This window comes from Leuconostoc falkenbergense, assembly GCF_014634805.1.
In the GTDB taxonomy this organism is placed as follows: domain Bacteria; phylum Bacillota; class Bacilli; order Lactobacillales; family Lactobacillaceae; genus Leuconostoc; species Leuconostoc falkenbergense.
The window spans coordinates 1-17,308 of the sequence record NZ_BMBS01000040.1 but is presented as its reverse complement, the minus strand read 5'-3'; the positions used below and the strand labels follow the sequence as shown (position 1 = coordinate 17,308).

Annotated in this window: 17 protein-coding genes; all 17 read right to left on the bottom strand. The window is 39.8% G+C overall.

Annotated features, from left to right (window positions below):
* Positions 1–72: 72 nt before the first annotated feature.
* Positions 73–1,779, bottom strand: coding sequence for a DAK2 domain-containing protein (locus tag IEU71_RS08310; protein ID WP_004914788.1), 1,707 nt, complete (start codon positions 1,777–1,779; stop codon positions 73–75).
* Between the two features lie 8 nt (positions 1,780–1,787).
* Positions 1,788–2,153 (bottom strand): Asp23/Gls24 family envelope stress response protein, encoded by a 366-nt coding sequence (locus IEU71_RS08305; RefSeq protein WP_004914790.1) that lies wholly within the window; start codon positions 2,151–2,153, stop codon positions 1,788–1,790.
* Between the two features lie 228 nt (positions 2,154–2,381).
* Positions 2,382–2,582, bottom strand: coding sequence for a 50S ribosomal protein L28 (gene rpmB / locus IEU71_RS08300; RefSeq protein WP_002815208.1), 201 nt, complete (start codon positions 2,580–2,582; stop codon positions 2,382–2,384).
* A gap of 87 nt (positions 2,583–2,669) precedes the next feature.
* Positions 2,670–2,984: a thioredoxin gene (trxA, locus tag IEU71_RS08295; protein ID WP_004914792.1), complete on the bottom strand. Its 315-nt coding sequence runs from the start codon at positions 2,982–2,984 to the stop codon at positions 2,670–2,672.
* A gap of 1 nt (position 2,985) precedes the next feature.
* The gene (locus IEU71_RS08290; protein WP_004914794.1) at positions 2,986–3,630 is read right to left on the bottom strand and encodes a thiamine diphosphokinase; all 645 of its coding nucleotides are present in this window, start codon (positions 3,628–3,630) and stop codon (positions 2,986–2,988) included.
* Positions 3,630–4,286 (bottom strand): ribulose-phosphate 3-epimerase, encoded by a 657-nt coding sequence (rpe, locus tag IEU71_RS08285; protein ID WP_004914796.1) that lies wholly within the window; start codon positions 4,284–4,286, stop codon positions 3,630–3,632. Before rpe ends, IEU71_RS08290 begins: the two co-directional genes overlap by 1 nt.
* Before the next feature lie 14 nt (positions 4,287–4,300).
* Positions 4,301–5,191 (bottom strand): ribosome small subunit-dependent GTPase A, encoded by an 891-nt coding sequence (gene rsgA, locus IEU71_RS08280; RefSeq protein WP_004914798.1) that lies wholly within the window; start codon positions 5,189–5,191, stop codon positions 4,301–4,303.
* 58 nt (positions 5,192–5,249) lie between these two features.
* The gene (gene pknB / locus IEU71_RS08275; protein WP_004914799.1) at positions 5,250–7,148 is read right to left on the bottom strand and encodes a Stk1 family PASTA domain-containing Ser/Thr kinase; all 1,899 of its coding nucleotides are present in this window, start codon (positions 7,146–7,148) and stop codon (positions 5,250–5,252) included.
* A 2-nt stretch (positions 7,149–7,150) separates the two neighbouring features.
* Positions 7,151–7,885, bottom strand: coding sequence for a protein phosphatase 2C domain-containing protein (locus tag IEU71_RS08270; protein ID WP_004914801.1), 735 nt, complete (start codon positions 7,883–7,885; stop codon positions 7,151–7,153).
* A 3-nt stretch (positions 7,886–7,888) separates the two neighbouring features.
* Entirely contained in the window at positions 7,889–9,232 is a 1,344-nt protein-coding gene (rsmB, locus tag IEU71_RS08265) for a 16S rRNA (cytosine(967)-C(5))-methyltransferase RsmB (RefSeq protein ID WP_004914803.1), read from the bottom strand.
* Complete coding sequence (gene fmt, locus IEU71_RS08260) at positions 9,225–10,187, bottom strand: methionyl-tRNA formyltransferase (protein ID WP_004914804.1); 963 nt, start codon at positions 10,185–10,187, stop codon at positions 9,225–9,227. The genes rsmB and fmt overlap by 8 nt, the downstream gene beginning before the upstream one ends.
* An 89-nt stretch (positions 10,188–10,276) precedes the next feature.
* Positions 10,277–12,688, bottom strand: coding sequence for a primosomal protein N' (priA, locus tag IEU71_RS08255; protein WP_004914807.1), 2,412 nt, complete (start codon positions 12,686–12,688; stop codon positions 10,277–10,279).
* A 77-nt stretch (positions 12,689–12,765) separates the two neighbouring features.
* Positions 12,766–13,908 carry a nicotinamide-nucleotide adenylyltransferase gene (locus tag IEU71_RS08250; protein WP_004914808.1) on the bottom strand — a complete coding sequence of 381 codons (1,143 nt, stop codon included), beginning with the start codon at positions 13,906–13,908 and terminating at the stop codon, positions 12,766–12,768.
* 39 nt (positions 13,909–13,947) lie between these two features.
* Entirely contained in the window at positions 13,948–14,715 is a 768-nt protein-coding gene (pnuC, locus tag IEU71_RS08245) for a nicotinamide riboside transporter PnuC (protein WP_004914809.1), read from the bottom strand.
* 84 nt (positions 14,716–14,799) lie between these two features.
* Positions 14,800–15,240: a peptide-methionine (R)-S-oxide reductase MsrB gene (gene msrB / locus IEU71_RS08240; protein ID WP_004914812.1), complete on the bottom strand. Its 441-nt coding sequence runs from the start codon at positions 15,238–15,240 to the stop codon at positions 14,800–14,802.
* 87 nt (positions 15,241–15,327) lie between these two features.
* Positions 15,328–15,990: an alpha/beta hydrolase gene (locus tag IEU71_RS08235; protein ID WP_004914813.1), complete on the bottom strand. Its 663-nt coding sequence runs from the start codon at positions 15,988–15,990 to the stop codon at positions 15,328–15,330.
* 60 nt (positions 15,991–16,050) lie between these two features.
* Positions 16,051–17,025, bottom strand: coding sequence for a ring-cleaving dioxygenase (locus tag IEU71_RS08230; protein WP_004914815.1), 975 nt, complete (start codon positions 17,023–17,025; stop codon positions 16,051–16,053).
* Positions 17,026–17,308: the final 283 nt, after the last annotated feature.

Genomic DNA, 17,308 nt, shown 5'->3' with positions numbered 1-17,308 from the left:
TTTAGAATAAATCAAAAATAGGTGAAGACTATCTCCGCCGAGATTAATCTTCACCTTTAATGTTAGTAAGTTTTATTCTACTGAAATCAAAAATGGATATAATGGTTGTCCACCATCATGGATTTCAATTTCAAGGTCTTCATCAATAGCAGAAACGCTTTTTGCTAATTTATTAGCCGCTTTTTCTTTTGTATCTGCACCAAAAATAATCGTAACAATTTCAGAATCATCATCCAACATTTTTTCGACTGATTGTTCCGCTGCAGCTTCACTGGTGTCCGCCACAATTTGAATGTCACCATCAATGATTCCCATCCAATCGCCATTATGAATCTCAACACCATTTAGCGTCGTATCTCGCACTGCCTGCGTAATCTGAGCTGATTTAACATCAGCAATCATATCCGACATGGCACTAGCATTTTCTGACGCTTCAGCCTCCGGATTATATCCCATCATTGCTGTCAATCCTTGCTGAACTGTACGTGTTTTAACAACTTGTACCGGTACATCAGCTAAGTCAACTGCTTGTTCAGCTGCCATAAAAATATTACTATTATTGGGCAAGACAACAGCTTGATTAGCACCACTTGCTTTAATCGCGTCAACAATATCCGCTGTTGAAGGGTTCATTGTTTGTCCACCAGAAATAACTGTATGAACGCCTAAGCTTTTAAATAACTTAGCCACACCCTTTCCAGCTGCGATAGCAATAACTGCTGTTTCAGGTGCAGGCATTGTCATTTCAGATATTTTAGCCGTTTGTGCTTCGTCTTCACGCTGTGCGTCAATAACAGCTTGTTGTTGATCACGCATATTATCAACTTTTACTTTAACTAATGAGCCAAAATGAGTGCCCCAAGTAATGACTTCACCAGGATTTTCTGTATGGACATGCACCTTAACAATTTCATCGTCATTAATGACCAACAACGAATCACCCAATTGCGCTAAATGTTTGTAAAATTCATCATAATCAAATTCATGATCATAAGTCGTTCCTTTACCGATTTGAACCATGACTTCCGTGCAGTATCCATACTTGATATCTGCTGGATCAAGGTTACTGTTAGCTTGGGCACCAGCGTGCAATTCTTTGACCATTTGATCAAGTTCCGCATTATCTGGCGCTTTCATATCTTCTTCATTAAAATCGCCGCTCAGTACTTGATAGAATGCCTGCAAAACAAACACAAGTCCTTGACCACCTGAATCAACAACGCCAACTTCTTTTAGCACAGGTAGCAAATCAGGTGTGCTATTTAAAGCTTTCTGAGCTGCGTCTTCAACGGCAGCCATCAACTCAACAACATCATCAGTTTGGTTGGCTACCTTATTTGCTTTTGAAGCTGCTTCCCGAATAACTGTCAGAATTGTACCTTCTGTTGGCTTCATGACAGATTTATACGCAATTTGAGCCCCAGCCATCAAAGCATCGGCTAAATCACGTGCTGAAAGTGTCTCTTTGTCCGCCATACTATTGGCAAAACCACGAAAAATTTGAGACAAGATAACGCCTGAGTTACCTCTAGCGCCCATTAGCAAACCTTTTGACGTTGCCTTAGCGAGTGCACCAATATTGGTATCTAACGCGTCTCTCTCATATTGTGCGCCACTCGCCATCGACAAGCTCATATTTGTACCAGTGTCACCATCGGGTACTGGAAATACATTTAATTTATTGATTTTATCCGCATTCGCGGCAAGCGCTGCTGATGCAGCATTTATCATTTTACCAAATTCAACATTGGTAATAACTGTGAGTGAATTGACTGACATGACCTCTCCTAGTCACTGACGCGAACACCCTGAACTATCACATTAACTTCAGTGACATGGATGCCCAACAATGCGTCGAGATTATATTTGACTTTACCTTGAACCGACTTTGATATTTCTGATAGTTTAGTGCCATATTGGGCAACTAAATAGACATCAACACCAACACCAACACCACTATTTTCCTGATGTACAACAACGCCCTTACCATAATTTTCGCGGTTCAATATTTGATTAACACCATCTCGAAAGGTAGCTTTTGAAGCCATGCCGACAACGCCAGGGTTTTCAATCGCTGAACCACCGACAATCGTCGCAATGACATCATTTTCTAGCGTAATATCGCCGTTTTTTGTTTTCATCTTAATTGCCATAGTCTATTTAATGAATTATTTGTGAAACGATTTTTTCTGCTGTCGCTTACAATAAAACATTTCTCCTCCTTACCAAAGGTTTGTTAAATACTATTTTACCATAGTTAACTGATATTACGCCTACACGGTCTCTGATTAACAAGGATCAACTTGATTGACGCTGAATCGTGAATAAAAAAAACCACCATACGGTGGTCTCACGATATTGGCAAACCAACAAATCGTGTTTTAAACGCGTTCGATTGAACCGTTCTTTAATCCGGCCTTCAAAGTACGCGCCGTCAAGTAAACCTTCTTTGGTGCGGCACCGTTGATTTTTACCGTAACTTTTTGCAAGTTTGGCTTCCAGCTGCGACGGCTTGAATTCAACGCGTGTGAACGTTGGTTACCGAAGCGTGTGCGTGCACCAGTAATAGCATCTTTTGCCATGTTCGACCCTCCTTTTCGAGCCATTTATTTTTTAAGCTCTTTCTACAACAATATTAAATTTTACCAGAATTTTAAACTTTTGACAAGTTAATTCGCATATTTTGACAAAATATCTGCTAACTGTTGCTTATTATGAAAGCCTGTTAGTCGTTCCACAACTTCACCGTCTTTTTTAACAAGAAGTGTCGGAATTGCCCGAATACCAAATTCAGCAGGTGTTTGAGGATTCTGATCCACATCCATCTTCACAAATTCAACATTGTCAACTTCATCTGATAGTGCCTCCAAAACAGGTGATTGCATCCGACATGGACCACACCACGTCGCCCAAAAATCTGTAATACTAACACCTTGATTCGTTGCTGCTTCAAAAGTCGCATCTTCTACTGTCTTAACTGCCATGTTAACTCCTATCTATGGATTGCGTCACCATGATAATACCTGTATCAAAGCTGACGTGGACCCTATCATTTAAGAATTCATTTGATGACCACATTTTATACTTATTTTCTGTTAGTGTCAACGGATATTTAGCGTCAATAATTTTAAAATTTTTAACGTCATTAATTGGCATGAAGCCCAAATAATGACTGTTTTCCTGCTTTAAAACAGTATGTTCGCCAGCTTTCAAAAAAGTAACAGTATTAGTTTGATCAATGATTTCAAGTTTTTCAACGACACTATCAAATTTTGGATCGGCCATTAGCCATAAATTACTTAATAGGTGATCCAGTCTACCACCTGTTGCACCAAAAACTTTAATACAAGACACAGGTTGTTTTTGGGCAAACATAACCGCTAACTCAGTATCTGTTTCATCTTTTTCGGCGCGCACATGGACAATGTTTTCAGTGGCAATATGTTCTTGTAGCGCCTCAAATTCCACTGATGTCAAAGAATCAAAATCACCAACAGCAAGCATCATCGCAACATGATGTTGATATAAATACCAAGCACCACGATCTGCGCCAATCCAAGCGCCAGGCTCACTAAATAATTTTTTTGGCCACAGATCCACCGGCCCACCTGCTAAAATATTAATTTGCATTATTTAGTCAATTCTTTCAAAATAGCAATTTTTGCAGCGGGATCAACTTTATCATACACGTAAGATCCGGCGACAAACACATTGGCACCAGCTTCGTAAGCCGCAGAAATCGTTTCATTATTGACACCACCATCGATTTCTATATCAAAGTCGAGACCGCGAGCATCACGGAAAACTTTTAACTGTGCAATTTTTTCAATTGTAGATGGCAAAAACTTTTGACCACCAAATCCGGGATTAACAGTCATGACCAATACTTGATCGACCATATCAAGAACTGATTCAATTGCTGAAACAGGTGTGCCGGGGTTAATCACAACCTCAGCTTTAACACCTTTATTTTTGATCATTTGTAGAGCACGATGAATATGTGCCGTTGCTTCAACATGAACACCAATTATGTCGGCTCCCGCATCGGCAAATTCATCAACAAACCGTTCTGGATTAACAACCATCAAATGAACATCCAATACTAAATCTGTTTCTGGACGTAACTGTTTAACCCAGTTTGGGCCATAAGAAATAGCTGGCACAAAACTACCATCCATAACGTCAATATGTAAATATTCTGCGCCTGCACCTTCGACGAGTTTAACGTCGCGCTCTAAGTTAGTGTAATCGGCACTTAAAATCGATGGTGAAATAATTCCTGACATAATCATGTCCCCTTTTAGTTATCTGTTTTATATTTTGGTTTTTGCGCTTTTATCAATTGGTAAAACGCTTTATAACTATTATACCTTGACTGAGAAATTGTGCCAACTGTCACAGCTTCTTTTACGGCACAAGCTGGCTCATTTAGATGCAAACAGCCACGAAAGCGACAATTTGAACGAACTGCCACAAATTCCGGGAAAAAATCGTCTAAAGTCTCAGCAGAAAAGTCAAATACTTCGTACGACGAAAATCCTGGTGTATCAGCAATCAATGCGTCATCAACCCGAATGAGAGTGACTTGACGCGTTGTGTGTTTACCACGGCTTAATGCCTTTGAGACCTCTCCTGTTTCAAGGCCAAGGTTTGGAGATAAATGATTCAACAACGTTGATTTACCTGCACCGGTTTGACCCATGAAAACTGAAACTTTGCCTTGCAACTCAGCTTTCAATTTGTCAAACGCATTGGGTGCTGTCGACTCAATAACCGGATAACCAATCTGACGGTATTCGTGAACAACTTTTCTCATGATTTGATATTCTTCAGATGAGAGTAAATCGAATTTCGAAAAATAAATTAGTGGCGAAACACCAGCGGCTTCCAATGCAACTAACTGCCGATCAAGCAAATTAGCTGTAAAATTGGGTTCCTTTACGGCTGTGACAATCACAGCAATATCAATGTTGGCAACTGGCGGTCTTACCAGAACGTTTCGTCGATCATGAATCGCCCAAATCAAGCCTTCGTCGCGATCACTTTCAAAATCCACAAAATCACCAACCAACGGTTTTTGTTTTGACTTACGAAATTCGCCGCGAGCACGCGTTCGTTGAATTTCTTCGGTACCATCTAATTGTATATCATAGTAACCGCTCAAAGAGCGTATAATGCGTCCTGTTTTCATAAGCTAATCATAACAAAAAAAGTCGATATAATCGACTTTTACTTGCTAATTAGTTTGTTTAAGAATTACCTGAGCTACTAGATGAGGAGGATTTGCTACTCTCATCACTCGATTCATCACTAGAAGAGGAGCTTGAACTGGATGAACTACTGCTTGAACTAGATTGTTCTGGCCCTTGTGAGATTGTCACTAATAGTGTATTATCACGTGTAATTTTTGAACCACCACGGATTGATTGACTAATAACATGATCTTTTTTGACAGAATTTGAGTAGGTGGTATTAACGTTAACCGTAATGCCGTTTTGAGCTGCCCAATTCTGAACATCATCTTGTGTACTTGATTTGGTAAAATCAGGTACCGTAATTTTTTCCGGTCCAGTTGAAATTGTGAATTTAACTGTCGTTTCAGTTGGGTCAACTTTGTCATTAGCAGAGATTGACTGTGCAATGATTGATCCTGAAGCGATAGTATCTGACGCTTGAGATGTTTTTTGTACTTCGTAACCTTGTGCCCGTAACTGTGCGGCTGTCATATCATAATCAGAACCGACATAATCACCAAAACGGACTTTTGCACGACCAGAAGAAACAATTAAATTAACAGTATCGCCCTTTTTGGCATCAGCACCATCAGTTGGCGTTGAGCGGACAACATTACCTTTTTTGATTGATTTGGAAGTTGTGGACGTCACTGTGCCGACATTTAGGCCAGCCTTTTTAATCTTACTTTCGGCCTGACTTTGAGTTAAATTCACCAAATCAGGAACAGTTGTTTTATTGGCTTGAATTTGTAAAATAACAAACAGACTGATTAGAGCAGCTGCCACAATAGCAATTGCGAATAATATCTTGCCCGTCTTGCTTTCGCGATACTTAATACCATTGCCTCGTAATACTGACCTCACATAGGCAGGCGTACGATCCACAACCTTGGCAATTTCTTTAACTGTGTAACCTTTTTTGCCATATTCAATAATACGATCTTTGATGGATGGTTCTTCTGGTGCTTCGTCTGGAAGCACATTGACAGATGAAACACCTGTTTTCAGTTGATCCTGAATTTGAGCCATGGGAATAATTCTAGTCTCATCATCAGCATCTGTCATTGGCGCAAAACGTGACTCATGCGTTCTCCTTGGCGATAACGATGTTTTAATGTCTTCTGCCATAGCTGCTGCATTAAGATAGCGATCTTGCGGCTTTTTCGCTGTTGCTTTCAAAATAACATTTTCTAAAGCCTGCGGAATTCGTGGGTCAAAATCACGAACAGATGGCATATCAGCCGCAGCATGTTTGAGCGCTACTGCTACGGGTGTGTCACCTTCGTACGGCACATGCTGTGTCAGCATTTCGTATAGCATAACTCCTAACGCATAGATGTCGGACTTTGTTGAAGCCATGCCACCTCGTGTCTGCTCTGGTGACAAATAATGAACCGATCCGATTACCGTATTTGTTTGGGTTAGGTCCTGTTCTGATTTGGCAATGGCAATTCCAAAATCAGTGATTTTGACTTTGTTTTGTGCGTCAATCAGAATATTTTGAGGTTTGAGGTCGCGATGAATAATATCTGCATCATGAGCTGCTTGCACCGCATTTAAAACCTGCAACATAATATCAACAACTTGTTGATAAGGAATGGGAAAATGTGCCTGGATATATGATTTCAAATCAGTCCCTTCAACATATTCCATAACGATGTATTGAGAGCCTTCATACTCACCAACATCATAAACTTGAACAATATTGTCATTAACTAATTCAGTAGCTGCCAAAGCCTCATGTTGAAAACGTTTTGCCAAATCAGCATCAGCTTGCATGTCAAGACGCATCATTTTAAACGTCACGTCACGATCTAAAAATTCATCATGCACCAAATAAACGTTGGCCATGCCACCACCGCCAAGTGATTTAATAATAAGATATCGATTGTCAACTAATGTATCAGGTAACATTGTTAATCCTTTTCATGTGTAACGAGCACCGCCGTCACGTTATCTGGCGCACCAAGACTATTTGCTTGTTGAATCATATCAAACACTCTAATATCCAATGGTGCTTCTAGACGCATTGTTGCTTTTATTTCATCTTGTGTTAATACTTTTGTAATACCGTCTGTTGTCAAAAATAACATGTCATCATCAACAAACTCATGCTGAATAACCTCTAACATGGCGTGTTGATCAACACCTAAAAATCGCGTCACGCTCCGTGCATTAGGTAAATTACTGGCACCTTCTGCTGATAAAGCGCCACTACGAATCATCTCATTTTTAAGTGTATGATCAAAAGATAATTGTGTGAGCTCATCTCCGTGTAGCAAAAAGGCTTTCGAATCACCTAAATTAGCAACGACAATTTGGTCATCAAATAGTACAGCTAATACAAGGGTTGTTGCCATTTCTGATAGTTCCTCAAAGCGTTGTCCCGCTTCTAGGATGGTTTGATTTTCAATTATTGTTTGATTTTTAAGCCATTCAATTGTTGGTACAATTGTTTCAAGTTGGCTACTTTCCCACGCATGTCCAAAATGTTCCACGGTCATCGCACTAGCGACTTCGCCACCTTCATTGGAGGTGACCCCGTCAGCTACAATAACCATCGTTCGACCAAAACTATTGGTGAAGGCACCAACATAATCTTGATTGTCCGGACGTTTTGCCCCAGGATCAGTATGATAGGCAATTACCATAGATTATTTTTTCCTTAGTACTGCAACAAAGAAACCGTCAGTGTGATAATCATCGGGATAAACATGTAATACTTTCTCATGTCTATCTTCTTTAAGATTTTGTGACGTTTTTGTTGGTATCAATTCAAAATTTGGATTTTCATTCAAAAAGCTTGTCACAACATCGTCATTTTCTTGACGCAAAATTGTACAAGTACTGTAAACCATGATACCATCTTTTGCAAGGTTTTTGCTAACTGAATTCAAAATTGCGAGTTGCAAGTGTGATAAACTTTCAACATCAGCTAGTGTTTTATCATATCTAATTTCAGGTTTTCGGCGTAATAAACCAAAGCCAGAACATGGTGCATCAACTAAAATCCGATCGAATTGTTGATCAATTTGTTCAGGCACTTTGCGAGCGTCAAGCACACGTGTTTTAATTTTATCGGACAAATGCATGCGCTCAGCATTATGTTGGATCAGCTTGATTTTGTGTTCATGAATATCAAGCGCTAATACTTTAGCATCATCAGCGATATATTGTGCAATTTGTGTAGTTTTACCGCCTGGTGCTGCAGCAGCATCTAAAATATTTTTGACGTTTTCTGTCAGTTGCAAACTTTCCACCGGCAACATTGCACTTTCGTCTTGAATCGTCAATAGACCATCATGATAAGCCTTTGAACTTGCAACATGACCACCATTTACGACAAAAGCGTGAGCAGCAACTTTTGATGCTATTGTTGTAAAATTCTCTGCTTCCAACGCAGCCTTAACCTCATCATCACTAGCCAAAGCAGTATTAACGCGCACAGATTGTGATGGTGCATCATTAATTGTAGCAATCATTTGCCGTGTTTTAGTTTCACCATTTTGATTTATCAACGTCTCAATTAACCAGATGGGTAGGCTCGCTTCAACCGAAAGACGTGTCACTGTATCTGAAATATCAGTTGTGGACGGTAACCCTTGGCGATCAATATTATGCAATATTGCCGTGACAAATTTTGCAGTCCCAACATGCCCCATAACTTTAGCCACTTCAATTGATTCATTAAAAATAGCGTGTTGCGGAATTTTATCCAAATAAACCATTTGAAATAACGCGGTGTAAAGCAATTCTGTAACCCATGCATCAATTTTTTTGCCTTTGACAAAAGATGCCAACCAGTATTCAAAGGTCAAACGATGCTGAATCACACCATAAACTAATGTCGTTAGTAGTCGCGTGTCTGCTTCACCTAAATGATGTTGCTTGATGACTTGATTCAGTTGCAAATTAGAATAAGCACCGTTTTTGATTTTAGCTAATGTTTGCACTGCTAAAACCCGAGGATTGTCGCTGTATACCCGTTTATCACTCATGTTTTGTCACCCATTGTTGACCTACTTCAAGGTTTTTACCAGCACCATTTAAATAATCACTCACTGCCATTTTTGATTTACCTGCTGGTTGCAATTGATTAATTGTAATCACAGTACCATTTGCTGCTGCTATAGATAATGATTTTTTAGTTTTGGTCACAATAGTACCCGGTGCTTGCGTTGTTGTATCAGGTTGTGGTGTGACATCAATTAATTTCACACGTTGTCCACCAACTTGAATATAAGCAGGGTGCGTTGGATAAAGGCCGCGAATATGCCAGTCAAGTTGTTGTGCCGTTTCGTTTTCAAAATGCAAGTTTTGCAAATCATGCGGAATATTTGGCGCAAAAGTCACATCAGCTTCATCTTGCACCACTGGTTGAATATCACCAGTGGCGATTTTAGGCAGTGTCGCCATTAACAAATCACGACCGGCTAAACTCAACTTTTCAAACATTGTGCCCACATTGTCATTGGCAGTAATTGGCACTTTCACAACATCAATCACATCCCCAGCGTCCATTTTTTTGACCATGTACATTATGGAAACCCCAGTTTCTTGATCGCCATTCATGATTGCATAATGGACAGGTGCTCCGCCACGATATTTTGGTAATAATGAGGCATGGGTATTCACTGCAGCAATTCGAGCGGCTGACAACAATTGTTCTGGTAAAAATTGTCCAAAAGCTGCTGTCACAATGAAATCAGGTTGCCAATCAATGACTTGCTGCATTTCAGGAGAACCACTAATTTTTTCAGGCTGCAAAACGCGAACACCATGTGCCATTGCTGCTTCTTTAACAGGGCTAGGGGCCAACTCATGGCGCCGACCTTTTGGTCGATCTGGCTGAGTGACAACACCCTTCACTTCATATTGATTATCGGCCAATAATGCTTCCAATATTGGCACTGCAAACTTGGGAGTGCCCATAAAAACAACCGTATAGCTCATTAATTTACCTCGATTTAAAAAATTAAATTGTTCACCTAACAAAAATACCCGTTTAACTGCGGGTATTTGTTTTTCTTTATTATATCACATCACATAAATGAGACTGGTTCACGGTCAATACTGAGTCGCAAATCGCCTTTTGCATTTTGTGAACGATTCTGTAAAGTCTTCAATAGATTATCGACCATATCTCGCTGTTTAAACTTGAGAATGATTTGGAAATAATAACGATTGCGCATTTTGGCAATCGGTTTTGGCGATGGTCCTAAGACGATGACTTCTTGATTGACATGTGCACGTAGCCAACGTGCAACTTGTAGCATTTGCAAAGCCGCTTGATTTTCATCAGAATGACTGGCTTGAATTTGAACAGTGTAGTAATACGGTGAGTAATTACCGGCATGTCGCGCGCGCATTTCTTGATGATAAAACCCTTCATAATCATGCTGCTGAGCAAAAACAATTGCATAGTGTTGCGGGTTAAACGTTTGGACGACAACTTCCCCACTTTTTTGAGCGCGACCTGCTCGCCCGCTGACTTGCGTTAAAAGTTGAAAGGTGCGTTCACTGGCGTGAAAATCAGGTAATCCCAACGCTGTGTCTGCATTTAAAACACCGACCAAGGTGACATCTGGAAAATCTAATCCTTTGGCAATCATTTGCGTACCTAGTAAAATATCAGCTTCATGACGTCCAAATTTTCCCAGTAACTTGTCCATACTGCCTTTTTTTCGGGTTGTATCTTGATCCATTCGAATCACACGTGCTGTTGGGAAAAGCTCAGCTAGTTCAACGGCCACCTTTTCCGTACCAGTACCGTAATAGCGAATGCGTTTTGACCCACAATTAGGACAAACTGTTGGAATAGGTTCCTCATGACCACAATAGTGACATTTTAACGTGTGCGAATCCATGTGCAATGTCATTGCTAAATTACAATTAGGATCACGTGGTACAAAACCACAATCACGACACATGACAAAACTTGAAAAGCCACGGCGATTAAGCATCAGAACAATTTGCTCTTTTTTATTTAACCGATCAGCAATTTTGTCTTTCAGTTCAGCAGAAAAATTTGTTTCAGGGCCATCAGCCAAGGTATCTTTCATGTCAATGACATCAACCTTAGGCAGTTTGGCTCCGCCGGCTCTTTGTGTTAAAGTCAAACGTTCATAAACGCCACGTTGTGCGCGCGCACGTGTCTCTAATGACGGCGTTGCTGAGCCGAGAATAACTGGGATTTGATAATATTCACCACGCCACAAGGCCACATCGCGGGCATTGTAGCGAGGATTATCAGACTGCTTATATGTCGTTTCATGTTCTTCGTCAACAATAATTAGCCCAAGATTGTCTAATGGTGCAAACACCGCAGACCTTGCCCCTACGACAATTTGAACATCACTCCGTTCAATTCGTCGCCACTCATCATAACGCTCGCCATCACTTAAACCTGAATGAAGGACGGCTGTTTGTTCTCCAAAACGACTTTTAACACGTCGCACCATTTGTGGTGTTAAGGCAATTTCAGGTACCAAAAATAGCACGGTTTTGCCCTGCTTTAAGACGTGTTGTGCCACTTGCAAGTATACTTCAGTTTTGCCTGAACCAGTGATACCTTCTAGCAAAAAAGGCGCAAAACGATGTAAATCAGCTGAGGATGAAATACGATCAAAAGCTTGCTGTTGTTCATCGTTTAAGTCTAACGGATCACTTTTTTGTACCATTGCTTTAAACGGATCGCGTAATGCCTCAACTTGTTTTTTGACAAGCCATTCATGTGTCACAGCATGTGCCAATGTTGCATCACTAACCGGTAGCATTTCTTGCAATTCTTTTTTTAGCCATGTCTCACCGACATGCTGCAAAATGAATGCTATCAGTTGCGCCTGCTTTTTAGCTGTTGGTCGCAATGATTGTTGCGCCGTCTTTAATATCGTGACATTTTGACTAAATTGATAAGCTAATTGTGTTTTAACTTTTGCCCGATCATTGACTTCAATTCTAACTTCGATGCTGTGTTGGCGTCGGAGTTTGGCTAACGTAGCCAAATCCTTGTCGCTATATTGATTAGCATGAAATGCAATTTCGGTTAATCCCATGAATAGTCGATTAGCGACGTCATCACTGACTTTACCGACTACTTTTATAAAATGTTGATAGTCTGCTTTTAGGGCATTTGGCAACATGGTTTGTAAAATCGAAATTCTAAATGCAAAGGTTTCATCAGCTAAATAATCAGACAACGATAACAATTCTGTGTTTAAAACCGGTGACAAATCTAAAATTGTTGTCAATGGTCGTAATTGATCTTCTGACAAATCAGTCGTCGCACGAATACCAACCACATAACCCATCACTTCTCGACGCCCAAAAGGTACCGTGACACGCATGCCGGGTAAAATTTGATCAATCATTTCTTTAGGAATGACATATGTATAAGGTTGATCTGTTTGCATCGTTGGCACATCAACAATGATTTGTGCATATTGTTTCTTCATATCTCTATTTTAACAGAGCTGGCAAATCACTTCATCCAACAAAATAAAAAACAGACAAAACATTTGTCTGCTATCTCTTAAATATGCTTGATGTTAAATCCTGTACGTTCTTGAATGGCATTTAACGCCTGCAAATAACGCGCATAATAGCCGTAAGGATCCTCACTACCACCTTGTGCATCTAACATCACAACTTTATCCATAAAGCCATAATCTTCAATGACTTGCATGAGTTGATTATGGAATTGCCAACGTGTATCATCATCAGCACTATCCATATTACGGAATCCATCATCTACATACGGTGTCACTGGTGGAATTACTAAAATTAAATCAATTAATTCCTCACCAATTGTATTATCAAACAATGGTTGCAATTGCGCATTATCTTCCTTGCTCAACCACATATCCGCGTACACTTTGGTGACCATGGCATCTGTATCAAAAATTGTTAACCCATTATTAGCGGGTGAATTGATTTCTTTTGAATTAGCATCATATTGACCTTGAATTAGACGAATGTAGTCCTTCACAACTAGTTCATCATCACTCACATTAGAGCGTTCTTGATATTCGCGAGCATATTCCTCAGAAAATGGTGAATTACTCGTTCTTGCCAAACGCCTAACAAGCGTTGACTTGCCAGTAGAAGCCGATCCCATGACCGTGACTTTCTTTGTAAAATGGCGTCGAAAGACTCGGTTAATATAATCCCAGTTACCAATCGGATCCTGACGAATCTCTGTTCCTGAAATTTTTAAAACAGTGCGATCCATCAAACTGACTTTGAATTGACCGGTTTGCGGTAATCGCTTTTCTAATTCCATTTTATAATCTGCTTCACCAGTATAAAAAGTGATTTGTGCCTGTTCATCAACAATATTGCGTTTAACGGTTTCAACTAACCGATTAGTCCATTCATCCCAACCATTCGGCATTTGTGGAATATCATCTTCATTGATATAGTCTACTTTAATGTCCGTTTCATCACTGAACGCTTCCCGCAAATAACGGAAACGTTTTTCAACGGGTAGCCCCATTTGATAGCCACGATCTCCTGTATAGCCTGATGCGATAACAACCACACCATCGTTTAAAGCCGCTGCTTTATAAATTTCAGCTTGATGGCCAACATGCATTGGGGCCAATGTGCCAAAAAACACGCCGATTTTGTGACCTTCTAAATCATCTTTATATAAATTACCTGCAATTGTAATCATGATGTTATTAAATTTTGCAGCATTTAATTGAAAATGTTGCTATTCCTTTTTAGTTAATTTGCGCCACTGAATAATACCGTAAATAGCATTAACAGTCAATGCTAAATTCATACCCAACATGGCAAAAGCACTGGGATCAGCATGTCCAGTCCATGCACGCGCCCAAAGTACGATTTCCACGATATCAAATAACAGCCACGCATACCAAGATTCCGCAAATTTAGCGGTCTGTAAAATCTGTGCTCCCATAGAAATCGTGGTTGTCAACCCATCCATATACGGTTGACGTGAACCTGCTTGTTGTAAAATTAGTCCAACAATTCCGAGAATAACTAGAAAAACTGGAATGACAAATAGCCATTGTTTAGGTGTCATATATTTTGTTGCAACAACGTCTTGCTTGTCTTTTTGGGTGATCTGATCACGTTTCATAAATCCTAACCACGCCGCAATACCAACAAATTGCATGACGACCCAGAAAGCACTCAATGCCACTTCACCAAATAACTGCGACTGAAAAGCTAGTGGCATATACATCACAGAATAAATTAAACCCCAAAAATAGTTCGTGATACGACCTTTGACTACTAATATTACCGTAATAATATTCATCAACCCTGTCGTCAAACCAAACCAATCAAACGTATGACTATGTGCAACACCCAGTCCCCATACGAGTCCTTGTAGCGCTACCAAAACGATAAACAGCGTGCTTTCAGCTAATGTCCAGCCAAATAATAGTTCGCGAACGATATTTTTTGGATTGAAATAACGCCAAAAACGCCGTGAGACTGTCTCCTCAGTCATGTGATTTCTCCCACATTCTATGTTATTTTCTACCATTATAGCAGTTAGAGCAGAGAAAGTATCGTCAAGTAATCAGAACGTAATTTAATTTTCAAACAATGACAAATATTGACCGTAGCCCTCTTTTTGCAAATCTGCTTTAGGCACAAATCGTAAGCTGGCTGAATTAATGCAATATCGCAAACCACCTTTTTCAATTGGCCCATCAGTGAAGACATGCCCTAAATGCGATCCGGCTTCTTTGGACGTTACCTCCGTTCGTGTCATACCAAACGAGTAATCAACGTGCCGCTTAATGTGGTGCTCATCAATGCCTTTAGTAAAAGCAGGCCAACCACAGCCGGCATCATATTTATCAGTAGAGCTAAACAATGGTTCACCACTCACAACATCAACAAAAATGCCGTCGTCCCACCACTGATCATATTTACCAGTAAAGGCACGCTCAGTCGCAGCATGTTGTGTCACTTCGTACTGCTCCGGCGTTAAACGCGCGCGCAACGCCTCATCAGATTCTTTCACCATTTGTATCCTCCTTTAATTCAATAAATCTACAAAAATCCTGAGGTTCATACTCCTTAATTGTACACAGCAAAGTCATCCCGTCAAATGTCACGCCTCATCAATATCATTAGCTTTAAGCCAAATTTTAGCAGCCTGCAATTCTTCACTGGAAATAACATGAGATTGATTAAGACGGAAGACAGTCACTAATGCTTTTGCTTGAGCCAAATTGTCAACTAACGCATCAAAATTGTCACGCGACACAATAGGGTCAAAATTACCGTGCGATAAAAAAACATGATTACCTTGCAATTTGGCTGGCTCTGTAATGGACGTTAATTGCATCGCATGTAGTGCCATGACATTTTTGAATGGTGTTTCTCGATGTGTTAACAGCGCATGCAAAGCAATATTGGCACCATTAGAAAATCCAATTGCTAACGCTGACGATGTGTTCAAATCATATTTTGTTAATAATTCAGTTACTGATTTCACCAACCAAGCTGTCTGATCATTAAGAGATACTAAATTAAATTTGCCTTCAGCGTATCGTTCAAAAAAACGATGATAGCCATTTTCCAAAACACGACCTCGAATAGCTAAAATTGGATGATTCGGTGCCAAATATTTAGCAATAGGTACTAGGTCATTTTCATCACCACCTGTGCCATGTAGCAACACAACCGTCGGTAAATCTGGATTACCAGCAATAAACAAGTAGTGCACATCATCCAATTTCTGCTTAATCATACTATCGTTCGTATCAACCATGCCTTAACTCCTTTATGCTAGAAAACGACCCATTCATTGATGAGCCGTTTTTCTGTCATATTAATTTTTAGGGCTATTAAAATCAACCAAATTAGCCTCAATTTGTGTTCGCATATCCTCTAGAAAAGGTGGCAACTCAAGATGAACACCAGCTTCTTCATAAGTTTCATCTACTAAGAAGCCTGGCCCATTGGTCGCTAATTCAAACAAAATGCCCGGCGTTGGTCGGAAATATTCCGATTTGAAATAAAAACGATCAACAAATCCCGAATCTTGGAAACCTAATTCTTGTAGACGCTTAATCCAAAAGTTTAATGCTTCTTCATCGTCAACAATAAATGCCAAATGATGTGGCCCACCGAATCCTTGAACGCCACGCGGTATTATGCGAGATAACAATGTGATGACCTGCGCACCATAACCCCCATGATCAAATTCATATAACGCATAATCACCTTTGGTGTCAACTTTTTCAGCACCCATTACTTTGGTTAGCACCATATCCATTGCATCATGGTTGTTAATTGTCAGCAATTCTGGTCCTAACCCCACAATCGCATGTTGTGGATCCACCGAAGAATGCTGCCATGGCGTATGTGGCCCCGTTAATTCATTGTGACGTGGATTGGTATCGTCGGCAATCAAAGCATATCGTTGATCATCAAAATCATAAAAATTTAAGTATGTGGCACCAAATAATTCGTATGTTTTTGAGTCATAACGAATACCAAATTCATCAAAACGTGCTTGCCAATAACCAAATGAGTCTTGAGAAGGTACTCTAAAAGACGTTCTTGAAATTTCATCAGTACCAAAAACCGCTTTTTGGATCCCTGGAAAGTCAAAAAATGTCAAAACAGAGCCACCCTCGCCTTGGTCATCGGAAAAATAAAGATGGTACGTACGAACATCATCTTGATTAACCGTTTTTTTAATTAAATGCAATCCCAATTTATTCGTAAAAAAGTCCCAAATCTTAGGTGAATCGGAAGTAATCGTTGTTAAGTGGTGAATACCACGAATGTTTGTCCCCATAGCCTTTTATTCCTCTTACTTTTTGTTAGTGTATAGTTAATACTATACACTATTACATTATAATCGCAAGTAATACCACTTACTAATTATAACTGTAATAATGAATATGTATTCAAAATAAAAACATCAACCAAATACGTCACACGTTCGTTGATGTTTTCTTTAATTATTTATATTTTTATCACTAATCGGCTAGTCATTATGATGATCATCATAACCCTTAGGATGACTCTGATGCCACTGCCAAGCTGTCTTGATGATGTCTTGCACATTATCATACTTT

What these genes read in the sequence shown, in the direction of transcription:
- IEU71_RS08310 (WP_004914788.1), bottom strand. Translation starts at nt 1,779, where the DNA reads ATGTCAGTCAATTCACTCACAGTTATTACCAATGTTGAATTTGGTAAA.
- IEU71_RS08305 (WP_004914790.1), bottom strand. Translation starts at nt 2,153, where the DNA reads ATGGCAATTAAGATGAAAACAAAAAACGGCGATATTACGCTAGAAAAT.
- rpmB (WP_002815208.1), bottom strand. Translation starts at nt 2,582, where the DNA reads ATGGCAAAAGATGCTATTACTGGTGCACGCACACGCTTCGGTAACCAA.
- trxA (WP_004914792.1), bottom strand. Translation starts at nt 2,984, where the DNA reads ATGGCAGTTAAGACAGTAGAAGATGCGACTTTTGAAGCAGCAACGAAT.
- IEU71_RS08290 (WP_004914794.1), bottom strand. Translation starts at nt 3,630, where the DNA reads ATGCAAATTAATATTTTAGCAGGTGGGCCGGTGGATCTGTGGCCAAAA.
- rpe (WP_004914796.1), bottom strand. Translation starts at nt 4,286, where the DNA reads ATGTCAGGAATTATTTCACCATCGATTTTAAGTGCCGATTACACTAAC.
- rsgA (WP_004914798.1), bottom strand. Translation starts at nt 5,191, where the DNA reads ATGAAAACAGGACGCATTATACGCTCTTTGAGCGGTTACTATGATATA.
- pknB (WP_004914799.1), bottom strand. Translation starts at nt 7,148, where the DNA reads ATGTTACCTGATACATTAGTTGACAATCGATATCTTATTATTAAATCA.
- IEU71_RS08270 (WP_004914801.1), bottom strand. Translation starts at nt 7,885, where the DNA reads ATGGTAATTGCCTATCATACTGATCCTGGGGCAAAACGTCCGGACAAT.
- rsmB (WP_004914803.1), bottom strand. Translation starts at nt 9,232, where the DNA reads ATGAGTGATAAACGGGTATACAGCGACAATCCTCGGGTTTTAGCAGTG.
- fmt (WP_004914804.1), bottom strand. Translation starts at nt 10,187, where the DNA reads ATGAGCTATACGGTTGTTTTTATGGGCACTCCCAAGTTTGCAGTGCCA.
- priA (WP_004914807.1), bottom strand. Translation starts at nt 12,688, where the DNA reads ATGAAGAAACAATATGCACAAATCATTGTTGATGTGCCAACGATGCAA.
- IEU71_RS08250 (WP_004914808.1), bottom strand. Translation starts at nt 13,908, where the DNA reads ATGATTACAATTGCAGGTAATTTATATAAAGATGATTTAGAAGGTCAC.
- pnuC (WP_004914809.1), bottom strand. Translation starts at nt 14,715, where the DNA reads ATGACTGAGGAGACAGTCTCACGGCGTTTTTGGCGTTATTTCAATCCA.
- msrB (WP_004914812.1), bottom strand. Translation starts at nt 15,240, where the DNA reads ATGGTGAAAGAATCTGATGAGGCGTTGCGCGCGCGTTTAACGCCGGAG.
- IEU71_RS08235 (WP_004914813.1), bottom strand. Translation starts at nt 15,990, where the DNA reads ATGGTTGATACGAACGATAGTATGATTAAGCAGAAATTGGATGATGTG.
- IEU71_RS08230 (WP_004914815.1), bottom strand. Translation starts at nt 17,025, where the DNA reads ATGGGGACAAACATTCGTGGTATTCACCACTTAACAACGATTACTTCC.